Below are 13,279 nucleotides of genomic sequence, written 5' to 3'. Positions count from 1 at the left end.
TATGCAACTCGAGGTGATCGGTATCGGCGGCGCGGGCTGTCAGATCGTCGACGCGATTCGGGCCGCCGAGCCGGCGGACCGCTCGTTCGTCGCCGACGTCTTCGCGTTCGATACTGACGGCGAAGCGCTGCCGAAATACACTGACGTCCCGGAATCCCACCGCTATCAGTACGGGCAGGACGTCGGACTCGACGCCGGTCTCGACGGCGAGTTACAGCGAGGGCTCGAGGTCGGCGAGGAGCACGTCGACGAACTCGAGCGGGTGCTGGATCGCGGAGCCTCGGCGGCTGCGGACGGGTTTCTCGTCGCGGTCGGCCTCGGCGGTGCGACCGGCGGCGGGACGGTCCCGGCGCTGGTCGCAACGTTACAGCGACGGTACGACGAACCAGTCTACGTGCTCGCGACGCTGCCGGCCGACCGCGAGTTCGAGCCGGCGGTCGACGGCGCCCCCGAAGCCGGACGTGCCGACACCCCACCCGAAAACGGCGGTGGCTCGAGCGAATCCGGGTCCGCGATCGCTTCCGAGACGGCGAACGGCCCGTCGCGACCGAACGCGGCGGCCAACGCGATCGAGACGCTCGAGCGACTCGACGGCCTCGCGAGCGCGATCGTTCCCTTCGACAACGAGCGGTGGCTCCGTACGGGTGAGGGACTCGTCGACGGTCGCGACCGCTGCAACCGCGAACTGGCGAGGCGAGTGACGGCCGTCTTCGCCGCTAGCGCCGCGTCCGGCGACAGCGTCGCCGAGACCGTGATCGACGCGAGCGATATCGGCCGGGTGATGGGGAACGAAACGGCCGTCGTGAGCCTCGGCTACGGTGAACAGCCGGTCGAAACGGGCGGCTCGCGGTTCGGGCTCGGTCTCTTCGCGACGGAGCCCGACGTCGAGACGAGCAGCGCGGTCAGCGCCGTCGAAACCGTGGTCCGAAAGGGAATCCACGATACGCTCACGCTCGAGTGCGAGCGCGACGCAGCCGAGCGCGCGCTGTTGATCGTCGGCGGGCCGCCGGCGTGGCTCAACCGACGGGCGATCGCGGAGGGGCGCGGAACCCTCGAGTCGACCATCGGCGGGAGGGGAATCCTCGGCGGCGACGCGCCACGGCCCGACGGCGAAGCCGTCTTCGCGGCGGTCGTCTTCGCCGACGTCGAACCGGTCGACCGGCTCGAGGAGTTGCGCGCGGCAACCCAAGAGCGACATCGCGTCTGATACGGCGACTCGGCGAAAGCGTCACGAACCATCTCGGAGTCGAACTGGAACGACGGACCGAATCGACCGGCTACGGGGCCCCCGGAATCGTCGCGCCTTCGTGCTCGAGCAGCTGTCGCTTCAGCTCGAGCCCGCCGCCGTAGCCGACGAGGGAATCCGCGCCGACGATCCGGTGGCACGGAACGATCACGGAAACGGGGTTCCGGCCACAGGCCTGTCCGACGGCGATCGGTGCGCTATCGAGGGCCGCTGCGATATCTCCGTACGTTCGCGTTTCGCCGGACGGAATGCGCACCATCTCCCGCATGACGCGTCCCGTGAAATTCTCCGGGTACTCGATCTCGAGGTCGAACGCGTCCCGCTCGCCGGCCTCGTACTCGCGTACTTGCTCGCGGATCGTCGCCGGCGCTGCGTCGATCCTCGAGCCCTCGATGTCGCGTTCGTGTCCGAATATTCGAATCTGCATCGGGAGCGTGTTCGTCGCGAGGACGCTTTACTCTGTACTACCGCGCGTCGCTCGGCCGCCGACTCACCGCGGCGAAGCCGAAGGCTTTTGCGCGCTGGCGCGCCAAAACGCACCTAATGACCGGAGACGACCCACTCGAGAAGCGAACGGAGCCACGGACCGACGGTGGAGCCGCCGGGGCCGACGGCGAGGGACCGGCGATCCCTCGAGCAGACGGCGGAGTCGTCGACGACGTCGCACTGGACCCGTGGGGATCCTCGAGCGTCTCTGACTACCGAAAGCTCTTCGAGGAGTTCGGCATCGAAGAGTTCGACGAAATCCTCGAGCGGGTGCCGAATCCGCACTACCTGATGCGTCGGGGCGTCATCTTCGGGCATCGGGACTATCGGCCCGTCGCACGGGCGCTGCAAAACGGAGATCCTGCGGCCGTCCTCTCGGGCTTTATGCCGACGGGCGATCCTCACATCGGCCACAAACTCGTCTTCGACGAGATCATCTGGCACCAACAGCAGGGGGCCGACGCCTACGCCCTGATCGCCGACCTCGAGGCCAACTCGGCCCGCGGGATGAGCTGGGCGGACATCGACGAGCACGCACGCAACTACCTGCTGTCGCTGCTCGCGCTCGGCTTCGACCCCGAGGAGGGGGAGCTCTACCGGCAGTCCACGAACCGCGAGGTCCAAGACCTGGCCTTCGACCTCGGAGCCGAGGCAAACTTCTCGGAATTCCAGGCGATCTACGGCTTCGACGGCGAGACCGACGTCTCGCACATGCAGAGCGTGGTCACCCAGATGGCCGACATCCTCTACCCGCAACTCGAGGAGCCGAAGCCGACCGTCATCCCCGTCGGCCCGGATCAGGACCCCCACGTCCGGCTGGCTCGGGACCTCGCCGAACGGATGCGGTTTTTCAAGGTGTCCGAAGCTTACGCCAGTTTCGAACTCGAGCCCGTCGAGCGCGCCCTCGTCACCGAGTTCTACGAGCGACTCGAGCCCGAGGAGTTCGACGACGACACGCTCCGGTGCGTCCACGTCGCCGAAGCGCTCGAGGAGACGCCGCTCTCGGAACTGGGCGTCGCCGCCGACGTCCTCACCTCGGTGCTGACGAAGCTCAACGAGGCCGGCATGGAGCCGATCCGGCCGCGAACCCGCTTCTTCGATCGGCGGGCAACCGACGCCGCCTTCGACGCGCTGATCGACGCCATCGAGGGCGAAAAGCGCGTCTACGAGAGCCACATCGACGCGTTCGAAATCGATCGCGAGGAGGCCGAAGAACTCGCCCGCGAAGTCGAAGTCGACAACGGGGGCTACGGCTTCCAGCCGCCGTCTTCGATCTACCACCGATTCATGACCGGGCTGACGGGCGGGAAGATGTCCTCCTCGATCCCGGCCAGCCACATCTCGCTGCTCGACGACCCCGAAGACGGCTACGACAAGGTGAAATCGGCGACGACCGGCGGCCGCGAGACGGCCGAAGAACAGCGCGAACTCGGCGGGAAAGCCGACGAGTGTCCGGTCTACGAACTGTACGCCTACCTGCTGGCCGGCGACGACGACGAGTTCGCCAAGCGCGTCTACGACGAGTGCGTCGGCGGCGAACGACTTTGCGGCGACTGCAAGGAGCAGGCCGCGCAGTTGATGAAGGAGTTCCTCGAGGAACACCAGGAAAAACGCGAGGAGGTCGCAGCGCTACTCGAGCAAGCGGATATCGAACTCGAATCGCCTCGCCGACGCCAGTAGGACCCCCATCGTAACGAGCGACGCCAGTTGCGGACTGATCGAAGATCCCTCGTGCGGTCCGGTCGGCGTCAGTTTCCAGAGGGCCTCGATATTTCTCCGTCAGACGGGGAGAAAATATATCCGGACCCGCGTCGTAGGCCGCGTCGATGAAGACCGGACAGGCGGGCGATCCGACCCGTGACGTGGTCGTCTGTGCCGATATTCTCGGTTCGTTCGGCGTCACGCCCGCCGACGTTCGGTCCCAGCGGCGGGAGTATCGAACCGCCGTTCCGCCCGGACGGGCCGGTGGCGAGACGTCGCTCCGATCGATCCTCGAGGACGTCCTCGCCGACGCGCGCGACCGGACCGCGATGATGCACGGAACGATCTGTCGGAGCGATCGCGGGCTTACCTGTTCGGCTCGGTACGCCCAGACCGCGCTGGCGCGGCAACTCGACGCCGTCTTCGAGGCGATCGGGTGGTCGTTCGAGTGTACCCGAACGGGACCGGCCGCGACCGGACGGGACCGGCTGGAACTCGCCGCGACGGATCCGCGGGGGCGACGCCGGGAGACGACGTTCGCCTACCCGGACACGCCGCTCGCGGACGACAACCTGCCAGCCGCGGTGTTCGCCGTCAACGAGCGCCTGCTCGAGGGGACCGACGCGACGTTCGTCCTGCTGTCCGCGGGCGTCGACCGCTGGCGGGCCGCGCTGGTCGAGACGGGCGAACTCGAGGCGCTTCGCGATCGGTACGGCCGGCGGGTTTCGGCGTTCGAGCGACCGCTGCTTCCGGAACACGCCCTTGGGGCGTACGTTCCCGAGGGAGACGCTTCGAGCGACGACGTGTCGGCTGACGACGCTTCGGGACCGTGGCCCTCGTGGGCGCTCGAGCGCGCCGGGCGACGCTCGGACGGACCCCGAGCGACGCGTCGCGATGGGGGTTCGAAACCGGCCGCAGTCGCATCGCTCATCGACGAGGCCGAACCCGAAATCAGCGCCGACGCCGCGACCGGGACGACGGATCGGACCGTGGACGGATCGGGAACTGCGCTGGAACCACAGAAACCGGCAACGTCGACGGAATCGGAGGGTCCGATCACCTCAGTGCCATCCACGGAGGCGGACGGGTTCGAAATCCGAGGTGGCTCTCCGTCGGTCTCGCGGGTTCGCAACGACGGTAACGCGAGCGACGGAAGTGGCGGCCGGGGATCGGACGGCCCGAGCCACGGCGCGAGACTCGAGCGCAATCGCGACGACGCCCCGGACGCGGAGTTCGGGACGCTCTCGGGACCGAAAAAAACCGCCCGAATCGGCAACGACACCTTCGGAACCGGCGACGAGTTCGAGACGGAAAACGACCGCTACCGCGCGCTCGGGGCCGCACTCGGCGCTGGAGGAGCGATCACCGTCGACGGACTCCTCGAGGACGACGAGTTCATCCCCGAGATTCCGGCGGCCGAACCCGTCGAGGCTCGCATCGAATTCGCCGACGAGTTCGACCCCGCGGCGGTGTCGGCCGCGAAGGCGTCCGCCGAACAGTCCGGATTCGAGTGGGTCGGTTCCGGCGACCTCGAGACGACACGCCTCTCGAACGGCTAGCGCGCCGCTGACCTCACGACGACGACCCGTCCGGTTCGTCTCGCGAGTCGTCGGCGAACGACAACACCGGAACCTCGACGGTGACCACCGATCCGGTCGGCTCGTTCGTCTCGAAGGAGATCGTCCCGCCGGCGATTTCGGCACCCCACTTGGCCAACCAGAGGCCGAGGCCGCTCCCGTGTTCGAGGGGTGTCTCGGTGCCGCGTTCGAGGGCGTCCCGTTCGTAGTCGTCGATACCGGGACCGTCATCAGCGATACGGACCCGAACCAGATCGCCGTCCGTCTCGGCTCCGATTCGAACGGACGGGTTCGAATCGGGGTTGTGCTCGACGCCGTTTTCGATGAGGTTTTCGAACACGGGTTCGAGGAGGCTGGCGACGGAAACGCCGCCCAGATTCGGCTCGCGCTCGATGCGAGCGGCCGGATACTCCTCGCGAACGGTTTCGATCCCGTCGTCGATGAGCGACTCGAGCGGCGCGGCCTCGATCGACTCCCGCCCCTGTTCGAAGACCTCGATGATTTCTCGAGAGTTGGACGCCAACTCTTCGATCCGTCTCGCGCTGGCCGTGATTTCGTCGGCAACACCCCGATTCTCCCTGTCCGCGAGGAGTTCCGCGTAGCTGCTGATGACGTTCGTTTCGGTACGGATGTTGTGTCTGAAGACGCGGTTCAGAACTTCGTGGCGCTGTTGCTGGCGCACGTGTTCGCTGATATCGTGAAACGTGATGACGTGACCGATCGTCCGATCGTGGATGTCGGTAATACGCGTCGCCGTCACGTCGTACAGTCGATCGTCGTGTGAACTCCTGAAGGGACGTTCCGGGACCGTCCCGTCCGTCGGAGCCATCGAATCGTCGGGAACGATCTCCTGAAACGGACTTCCGAGTACGCTACCGGGCACCGTTCCAAGGATCGTTGCGCCGGTTTCGTTGATGTCGACGACGTAGTCGTGGGCGTCGATAACGAGGGCACCGTCCGGCATCCGCTCGAAGAGCAGTCGGCGGGCGCGCGGGTTCGGCGACGGACTCGTCCCGAAGAGCTGAAAACGCGTGAGCGCGCCGAGACAGGCGACGCCGGAGATCGAAAACGCGACCGGTGTGGGATCGAGCCCCGGAACCGGGATGGCACCCATGAGAAAGAGGATGTTACTCACCCACGGTGCGAGGATTCCGACGAGAAGCGCCATGCTCTGTCCCCTGAACGGCAGCGAGTCGTTCCGGATCAGCCTGAGGAGCGGAACGGCACCGAGCAGTCCCAGCAGGTACGTGTAACTGGTGATGACCCAGAACCAGGGGCCGGGCGTTCGACTGAGCAGCAGTATTCCGTCCTCGCGAACCAGATTCGACTCGGTATGGAGCAACCCGCTGTCGGTGAGAGCCAACACGACCGTGATCAGGGGTACGATCAAGAGGAGAGCGATGTAGCGTGGCTGAACGTACCGATCTCTGCCGGTGTACTCGAGCGAGAAGAGCAGCCAGCCGACCGGAATGGCGACGACGCCGATCCACCTGAGGTTCGCCCAGAAGACTTTCCCGCTGAGCGTCGATGCCTCCAGATCGAAAACCAGAAGCGCCGACCAGAAACACTGTCCGGCTAGCATCACGACGAGCGGAACTGCGCCCGGTTCGGGTCGTTCTCGCCAGGCGAGGAGCGCCGCTGACGCCCCGATCGCGACGGTGGCAAGTAAGATCCCTGATAGAATCGTAAGAGAGAACACAGATACCAAGAGAATGCTTCCATCAGGTATTAAATGTCCGGAAAACCGCACCTCAAAAATGTAGGTTGATTGTTGATTAGGTCAGGACAACAGCACGACGAACGTAAGGGCGACGAAGGCGACGAGGTACTCGCACTCGGCAGCCTTCGCCAACAGTCTCTCGTTCTCGTACCGGCCGATCAGTGATGTGACGCCGAGCGAGTAGCTGATACCGACGAGAAGCGGAAACGCCAGTAGGGCGGATAGGTATCCGATGTGGACTGCGGCTACCACGAGCCCGACCGTACAGAGATCGATCCCGGTGAGAATCTGGCGCGTTCGCTCAACACCGAACATCACCGGAATCGTCAGCACGCCGATCTCCCGGTCGCCATCGATATCGCGGACGTTCGGGATCTCCGTGTTGGTGAACACCCGGAGGAAGAAGTACGCGAAGACGATCAGCGTCGGAATCGTTACGGTGCCGTCGGCGAACGCGAGGGGAAGGAATGTCAGCGTCGTGGCCCACGCGAACGCGACCACGATCGTATTCACGAGGAAGACGTCCTTCAATCGCCGAACGTGTACGCCAGTGCCGGGAATCCAGTCCGTGGCGTAACACACCCAGAACACCCCCGGAAGCAGGGTTATCGCGAGTGCGATTGGACCGCCGATCACGGAGAGCGCGACGGCGAGTCCGTACGCGATCGACGCCAACACGTAGAGTTCGTCTCGATATCGTCTAACGAACGCTGCCTGTTCGGGGTTCGACACCGCGTCGGTGTCGACATCTGCGAGGCGATCATTCGTGTAGACGGCGAAAACGACCAGTCCAACGACGACCGCCGCCGGACTCGGCGGCAGCGAGAGGAGTGCCGAAACGATGACCACCTCGGCCATCGCGATCAGCGATAGATACGCTGAACTGTACACCAGAACGTTCCAGTACCGTCCCGTCCCCGCGGGGAATCGGGCGAACAACGCGTTTCGTAGCGCCGTTGTCATGCTGCCCTCGTCCGAGAGGGCGTGATTTTTTCGTGCCATAGTTTCGTTTGTGTTGCAGAGCGACCGATTACCGGCCACTCTGTACTGGATATGTCGGTAGTACTGACCGATGTACGTATGGTTTATAACACAGATGTACAATCGTCCGTAGCGCACAGTTCAATTATATATCACGACGCTGGTTCGGGGCGGGTGAACGACGCTGAACGCAAGATTTTTCGTCTATCGTCGAGAGGCGGGTCCTATGGCACCCGAATCCCACTCGGCCGGTGTCGGCACCCGATCAACGCGCCAGCGGACGGGATTCGGCTTCGTTTTCGCCCGGTGATCCGGGCCGGTGGAGCCGAGAGCGACCACATCGGTTGCTCGCGGCGAAACCGTCCACGTCGGCGTCGTCGGCTCGAGATTCTTCCGGCGTCGTCGCGGGCAACCGTGACGCGCCGTCGAATCCGCCGAGCGTCGACGTCGAATCCGAGTCGGAACCGCTAACTGACCGACGCGCGGCAATTCAGGTAAGCGAATGCAACTTCCAGCACAACAGGTCGCGGTCGTCGAGACCGCGAGCGCAGACGAGGAACAGTCCGTCGACGCCCTCGCTGCGGCGACCGATTTACCCCCCGAGACCGTCACCGGTGCGGTCTTCGAACTCGAAGACGAGGGGCTGGTCGCCGTCGAGGAGCGAGTCGACGAAACGGTCACGCTCACGGAAGAAGGGCGCGAGTACGCCGACGACACCCTTCCCGAAGTCCGACTCTACGAAGCGGCCTTCGAGGCCGGAGCCGATAGCGATCCCGTCCAGATGGGGCGGGTCATCGGGGCCTCGGGACTCGAGGGTCCACAGGTCGATATCGCCCTTTCGAACTACGCCCGGAAGGGGTACGGCGTCATCGACGGCGGCGAGATCACGGCCGATCCGGACGCCGATCCGGCCGCGGACGCGGAAGCGAACGCGCTCGAGGCGCTCGCCGGCGAGGGTGCGGTTCCGGTCGACGCCGCCGGCGTCGACGACGGAACGCTCGAGCAACTCGAGCGCCGCGGACTGATAGAGCGCACCGAGTCGACCGTCCGGGAGGTGACGCTGACCGACCTCGCGGTCACCGAACTGATGGCGGGAATCGAGACCGCCGAGACGGTCGGCCAGGTCACGCCCGAACTCCTGACCGGTGGGGAGTGGAAGACCGTCGAGTTCGCCGAGTACAACGTCGAGGCTGACGCCGAGGCGTTCGAGGGCGGCACGGTCCACATCCTGCGCCAGATGTCCGAGCGGGTCAAAGACGTCCTCGTCGGCATGGGCTTTCAGGAGATGGACGGCCCGCACGCCGACGCGGACTTCTGGATCAACGACTGCCTGTTCATGCCCCAGGACCATCCCGCGCGGACGCACTGGGATCGGTTCGCCCTCGAGCAGCCGAGCCACATCGACGAGCTTCCCGAGGACCTCGTCGAACGCGTCGAGCGCGCCCACCGCGACGGCGTCGGCGAAGATAGCGAAGGCTACCACTCCCCGTGGGACGAGGACTTCGCCCGCGCGCTCGCGCTCCGCGGGCACACGACCTCGCTGACGACCCGGTACCTGTCCGGTACCGAGATCGGCGAGATCGAACCGCCCGCGCGCTTTTTCAGCGTCGAGAAGGCCTACCGCAACGACACGCTCGACGCCACGCACCTGCTCGAGTTCTACCAGATCGAAGGCTGGGTGATGGCCGATGATCTCTCGGTGCGGGACCTGATGGGCACCTTCGAGGAGTTCTACGCCCAGTTCGGGATCGAGGACATCCAGTTCAAACCCCACTACAACCCCTACACGGAGCCCAGCTTCGAACTGTTCGGCACCCATCCCACAACGGGCGAACTGATCGAGATCGGTAACTCGGGCATCTTCCGCGAGGAGATGTTAGAACCCCTCGGCGTCGACTGCGACGTCATGGCTTGGGGACTGGCCTTAGAGCGACTCGCCATGCTGACCACCGGTGCGGAGGACATCCGCGACCTCCACGGCACGCTCGCCGATCTCGAGTTCCTGCGGAACGCGGAGGTGACCTACTGATGCCCACCGTCGATATCGACCCCGACGAACTGCGAGAACTGACCGGCCACGAGGACAAACGCGACGACGACCTCATCGACGACCTGTTCGGACTCGGCCTCGAGTTCGAGGGCCGCACCGAGGACGGCGAGTTCGAACTCGAGTTCGCCCCCGACCGCCTCGATCGGCTTTCGGTCGAGGGCGTCGCGCGCTCGATGCGCTACCAGTACGGCGACGCCCGCGGCGTCCACGTGCCGTCGCCGAACTCGGCGGAGTGGACCATCGAGGTCGACGAGTCGGTGCCCGACGAACGGCCGTACGTCACGGGTGCCGTGATCCGGGACGTGAGCCTCGACGAGGACGCCCTCGATTCGCTCATTCAGCTCCAGGAAAAGCTCCACGCGACGATGGGGCGCAAGCGCGCGAAGGGCGCGATCGGGATTCACGATCTGACGATGTTGAAGGGAGGGTCCGCCACCGAAGGGGGTTCGACCATCCGGTACGTCGGCGTCGAACCCGACGAAGATCGGTTCGTTCCGCTCGATTCGGACGAGGAGATGACGCCCGCGGACGTCCTCGAGGAGCATCAGACGGGCCGGGCCTACGCCGACCTCGTCAGCGGCTACGAGCGCTACCCCGCGATCTACGACGACATCGGGTTGTTCTCGTTCCCGCCGGTGATCAACGGCCGCCGGACCGAGGTGTCGACCGACTCGAGGGACCTGTTCGTCGAGATGACCGGCACGGACCAGTGGACGATCGACAAGATGCTGAACATCGTCTGCTACGCGCTCTCGGCGCGCGGGGCGACGCTCGAGGACGTGACGGTCGAGTACCCGGATCACGAACTGGTGCGTCCCGACCTGTCGACGAAGACGAAGACGGTCACCCACGGCCGCATCGAGACCATCCTCGGCATCGATCTCGATCCCGAGGAAGTGATCGATCTGGCGGAGCGCTCGGGTCTCGAAGCTGAAAAGCAAGAAAGCGAAGCCGGCGACCTCGTCTACGACGTGACCATCCCACCCTACCGCGTCGACGTGCTCCACCCGCTGGACGTCATCGACGACCTCGGGCGCGCCTACGGCTTCAACGAACTCGAGCCGACCTACCCCGACGTGGGGACCGTCGGCGGCCGTCACGAGCGCTCGCGACTCGAGCGCGCCGTGCGCACGCAACTCGTCGGCCTGGGCTTCGAGGACATGCTGAACTTCCACATGATCAGCGAGGAAGCGAACTACGAGCGCCTCGATATCGAACCGGGGTCGGACGCCTACGGCGCCGGCGAGCCCGCGACGATCAAAGAGGTCTACAGCGAGGACTACACCATGCTACGGACGTGGGTCACGCCCTCGCTCATGATGATCCTCGAGCGAAACACCCACCGCTCGTATCCACAGCACCTCTCGGAGGTCGGCTTCCGTGCGGCACTCGACGAGAGCGAGAACACCGGCGTCGGCGAGAGCCGCCACGTCGGGGCCGTCCTCGCGAACCACGACGCCGGCTACGAGGACGCGAAAGCGCGCCTGCAGGCGCTCGCGCGCAAGTTCGACGTCGACCTCGAGACGCCGCCCACCGACCACCCGGCCTTCATTTCGGGTCGAACCGCCGCGGTCGTCATCGACGGCGAGGACGTCGGCGTGATCGGCGAACTCCATCCGAAAGTGCTCGTCGAGTACGATCTCGAGGTGCCCGTCGCGGCGTTCGAGTTCGACCTCGAGGCGCTTCGGTAAGGCCGCGGCTCTTCGTTGGTTCAGTCCGCGAGGCGCTCCGGCGAGAAGACGCGGGCGCGTGTGTCGTTCCGGAGCGACTCGAGCGGGCGGTCAGGCGCGTCGAGTAAGATGGTCCCGAACGGTTCGCTGACAGTCCGCACAGCACTCCTCGAGTCGACACAACGTCACCACAACCGGGTATGCCGTCGGGAAGGGCCGGTAGAGCGACGAGACGAGCGACTGGTGGGGAACGCCGGCAGCGGCGTGGTGCTTCGTCGTTCCGTGCAGGACCGCCTGACGGTCCTGCAGCGCTTGCCGACACCGATCGCGATGGCTCGAGAGGGCCTCGTGTCGCGATCGCAGGTCGTCGAATCCGAGTTCCGACAGCGGAATCTCGTTGACCCGGGTGAGCCAGTCCGTAACCGTCTCGAGGGCGGTCACGGCCGAGCGAAGGGAGTCGGCTTCCGTCGACAGCGCCTCGTCTATCGCCTTCAGTTCGGCGCGTCGCTTTCGCGTCACGGTGAGCACAGCGCCTTTCACGTCGGGGGTGAACTGGCGGTCGGTCTCCGGGGACAGGAGGAGCGCGATCTCCTGCCCGAGTTCGTCGCTGATCGTCGTCTGCAGCGAGTCGGCGCGATCGACATCGGCGTCGGTACTGGTGGCGTAGATCGTCTCGGCGAACAGCTCACGGACGTCCTGGCAACGATTCGTCGGTGGGCGGGGCCGAGACCGCGTCGCCGCGGCGACTACGCCTCCATCGGCAGCGTAGCCGCCTCCCGTCGGTTTGATCGGCGATACTGGCCGGATCTCATCGACTCGTCGCGCGAACCTGTCGACGGCGGTCACCGTCTCGGCAACCTCCTCTCGCTCCGTGTCGACACGCTCGAGGGCCTCGTGGACGTGGGTCGTGATGCTCATGGGTGGGAGAGTTCGGAAACGCGTACCAGCCCGTCCGGACTGTCGGTTGGCGCAGTCGTGACCGTCATTCGCCACGACGTCGAGCGGGTGGCCGGCGAATCGGCTGCAACGAGGGAGAGTTCCCGGGTCGGGAACCGGCGGAACAGTTCGAGGACGATCGGCAGGGTCACGACGCGCTCCCCCGAGCGGCCGAGCGCGTACTCGTCGAGCGTCACGGTCCACGACCGCGTTCCGGTCGCCGAATCGGTCGAGCGAGAGTCGACCGTGTACGTCCCCAACAGCGCGACGGACTCCAGTTCGGATAACACCGACTCGAGGGGATCGCCACCCGACGGCTGCGACGGAAGCCGCTGAGCGGCCGCCAGGAGGACGTCGAGTTGCTCCTCGGCCTCGAGTCGGGTATCGATCTCGGTCGCCATACTCTCGAGCAGGCGGAGACAGAGTTCGTCCGGCCCCTCGATCGTTTCGGCGACCTCGAAATAGGTGTCCATGATCGCGTCCTCGAGGCCGTCGTGGGGCGACTCGGCGACTGTCTCGAAGACGGCACCGGCGACGGTGTGACAGAAGTTGATCACCGTCTGGTCGTCGGACGCGTGCGCCGCGGTCGCCGGGTCATCGCGCGCGTCGGCGACCGGAGACGCCGGTTGTTCTCGGTCCTCGGTCGTCGCCTCGTTCGCGATGTGATGGCAGACGATCACGTCGTAGAAGGGAAGGCGGGGATCGTATCGGCGGAGCGCCGCTCGATACTGTTCGGTCGCCCGTGCGGCCGCTCGAGCCGTCGAACGGCACTCGAAGGCCAGTCCCGCGGCGGGAACCGGGTGTTCGCCGGTTCGCCCGCAGACGAGATAGTACGACCCCGAATCGCTCGCGAGCGACTCGATATACCGTCTGATGTCGCCGAGTGTCGCGCCAACCATTTTAGGCTAACCT

Annotated in this window: 10 protein-coding genes; 5 read left to right on the top strand and 5 right to left on the bottom strand. The window is 65.7% G+C overall.

Annotation, left to right across the window (positions count from 1 at the left end):
- Position 1 precedes the first annotated feature (1 nt).
- On the top strand, positions 2 to 1,207 hold the full coding sequence (locus tag DWB23_RS18605) for a tubulin/FtsZ family protein (protein ID WP_121744261.1): 1,206 nt from the start codon (positions 2 to 4) through the stop codon (positions 1,205 to 1,207).
- A gap of 70 nt (positions 1,208 to 1,277) precedes the next feature.
- On the opposite strand, the gene DWB23_RS18600 is transcribed toward DWB23_RS18605, so the two are convergent.
- Positions 1,278 to 1,673, bottom strand: coding sequence for a methylated-DNA--[protein]-cysteine S-methyltransferase (locus DWB23_RS18600; protein WP_121744260.1), 396 nt, complete (start codon positions 1,671 to 1,673; stop codon positions 1,278 to 1,280).
- 116 nt (positions 1,674 to 1,789) lie between these two features.
- Between DWB23_RS18600 and DWB23_RS18595 the strand changes: the two genes are divergently transcribed.
- Both DWB23_RS18595 and DWB23_RS18590 read left to right on the top strand, forming a co-directional pair.
- Positions 1,790 to 3,412 carry a tryptophan--tRNA ligase gene (locus DWB23_RS18595; RefSeq protein ID WP_121744259.1) on the top strand — a complete coding sequence of 541 codons (1,623 nt, stop codon included), beginning with the start codon at positions 1,790 to 1,792 and terminating at the stop codon, positions 3,410 to 3,412.
- A 146-nt stretch (positions 3,413 to 3,558) separates the two neighbouring features.
- Positions 3,559 to 4,992, top strand: coding sequence for a hypothetical protein (locus tag DWB23_RS18590; protein ID WP_121744258.1), 1,434 nt, complete (start codon positions 3,559 to 3,561; stop codon positions 4,990 to 4,992).
- 13 nt (positions 4,993 to 5,005) lie between these two features.
- Here DWB23_RS18590 and DWB23_RS18585 read toward each other — a convergent pair whose 3' ends face one another.
- Positions 5,006 to 6,709, bottom strand: a complete 1,704-nt coding sequence (locus tag DWB23_RS18585; RefSeq protein WP_121744257.1) for a sensor histidine kinase — start codon at positions 6,707 to 6,709, stop codon at positions 5,006 to 5,008.
- 81 nt (positions 6,710 to 6,790) lie between these two features.
- Positions 6,791 to 7,732, bottom strand: a complete 942-nt coding sequence (locus DWB23_RS18580; protein WP_121744256.1) for a UbiA family prenyltransferase — start codon at positions 7,730 to 7,732, stop codon at positions 6,791 to 6,793.
- Positions 7,733 to 8,213: 481 nt separating this feature from the next.
- Here DWB23_RS18580 and pheS point away from each other — a divergent pair, with 481 nt between their 5' ends.
- Together pheS and pheT are read left to right on the top strand one after the other, a co-directional pair.
- The gene (pheS, locus tag DWB23_RS18575; RefSeq protein WP_121744255.1) at positions 8,214 to 9,740 is read left to right on the top strand and encodes a phenylalanine--tRNA ligase subunit alpha; all 1,527 of its coding nucleotides are present in this window, start codon (positions 8,214 to 8,216) and stop codon (positions 9,738 to 9,740) included.
- Positions 9,740 to 11,452: a phenylalanine--tRNA ligase subunit beta gene (gene pheT / locus DWB23_RS18570; RefSeq protein ID WP_121744254.1), complete on the top strand. Its 1,713-nt coding sequence runs from the start codon at positions 9,740 to 9,742 to the stop codon at positions 11,450 to 11,452. Before pheS ends, pheT begins: the two co-directional genes overlap by 1 nt.
- 90 nt (positions 11,453 to 11,542) lie before the next feature.
- On the opposite strand, the gene DWB23_RS18565 is transcribed toward pheT, so the two are convergent.
- Both DWB23_RS18565 and DWB23_RS18560 read right to left on the bottom strand, forming a co-directional pair.
- Positions 11,543 to 12,349 (bottom strand): DUF7260 family protein, encoded by an 807-nt coding sequence (locus DWB23_RS18565; protein ID WP_121744253.1) that lies wholly within the window; start codon positions 12,347 to 12,349, stop codon positions 11,543 to 11,545.
- A complete protein-coding gene (locus DWB23_RS18560) occupies positions 12,346 to 13,266 on the bottom strand; it encodes a DUF7551 domain-containing protein (RefSeq protein WP_121744252.1) in 921 nt (306 codons plus the stop codon). Before DWB23_RS18560 ends, DWB23_RS18565 begins: the two co-directional genes overlap by 4 nt.
- Between the last annotated feature and the right edge of the window lie 13 nt (positions 13,267 to 13,279).

The organism is Natronorubrum halophilum, assembly GCF_003670115.1.
GTDB classification, from domain to species: Archaea; Halobacteriota; Halobacteria; order Halobacteriales; family Natrialbaceae; genus Natronorubrum; species Natronorubrum halophilum.
This window is presented reverse-complemented; position numbering and strand designations above follow the sequence as displayed.

Coding starts and splice junctions, on each gene's coding strand:
- DWB23_RS18595 (WP_121744259.1), top strand. CDS start 1,790: ATGACCGGAGACGACCCACTCGAGAAGCGAACGGAGCCACGGACCGAC.
- pheT (WP_121744254.1), top strand. CDS start 9,740: ATGCCCACCGTCGATATCGACCCCGACGAACTGCGAGAACTGACCGGC.
- DWB23_RS18605 (WP_121744261.1), top strand. CDS start 2: ATGCAACTCGAGGTGATCGGTATCGGCGGCGCGGGCTGTCAGATCGTC.
- DWB23_RS18590 (WP_121744258.1), top strand. CDS start 3,559: ATGAAGACCGGACAGGCGGGCGATCCGACCCGTGACGTGGTCGTCTGT.
- DWB23_RS18580 (WP_121744256.1), bottom strand. CDS start 7,732: ATGGCACGAAAAAATCACGCCCTCTCGGACGAGGGCAGCATGACAACG.
- DWB23_RS18560 (WP_121744252.1), bottom strand. CDS start 13,266: ATGGTTGGCGCGACACTCGGCGACATCAGACGGTATATCGAGTCGCTC.
- pheS (WP_121744255.1), top strand. CDS start 8,214: ATGCAACTTCCAGCACAACAGGTCGCGGTCGTCGAGACCGCGAGCGCA.
- DWB23_RS18600 (WP_121744260.1), bottom strand. CDS start 1,673: ATGCAGATTCGAATATTCGGACACGAACGCGACATCGAGGGCTCGAGG.
- DWB23_RS18565 (WP_121744253.1), bottom strand. CDS start 12,349: ATGAGCATCACGACCCACGTCCACGAGGCCCTCGAGCGTGTCGACACG.